We start from the raw sequence: 507 nt of genomic DNA on the forward strand, positions 1-507 counted from the left end.
ACGAATATTAAAAAATCATTCGGACACTTTATGCTAAAATGGCGTTACAGAAAATATTCCCTTTCTTGGTGTCCGATTTAAAACGCGTTGGGTGTCCGGATGCTCCGTCATATGCACTTTACATTTCCCGCATCTTCGTTTACCGGCTATGAACTCATAGATGTCCAGAGTATATTCATGGCCACATACATTATGTCGAATGCTCATCATTCTTTTTTTATTGCCACTTGCACTTTTGTCAACTCTGATTAGAGCATACTCATTATTTGTTCTTTGCTCAACAATATCTCTTACATCTTCAGTACTATATCTTTGTATCATCACAGTTCCTTTTCTTAATTAAAATCGCAATTTAAAATACATATTTATAAAATATATATTGCTATTTGTAGGCACGCATCCCATTTGGCCACCCCGCGCATTTTGATTTGGCCAGCGCGCGCATGAATACTTGGCCACCTCACGCACTTGTTATTTGGCCACTTTTTCTTCTTGATGCGTATATAA

General features: G+C 37.5%; 1 protein-coding gene. It reads right to left on the reverse strand.

The window, feature by feature from the left end; genetic code table 11:
* Positions 1–33: 33 nt before the first annotated feature.
* Positions 34–321 carry a hypothetical protein gene (locus MNY27_RS10965; protein ID WP_346392355.1) on the reverse strand — a complete coding sequence of 96 codons (288 nt, stop codon included), beginning with the start codon at positions 319–321 and terminating at the stop codon, positions 34–36.
* Positions 322–507 lie beyond the last annotated feature (186 nt).

Source organism: Sulfurimonas sp. NWX79 (assembly GCF_039667035.1).
GTDB lineage: Bacteria > Campylobacterota > Campylobacteria > Campylobacterales > Sulfurimonadaceae > Sulfurimonas > Sulfurimonas indica.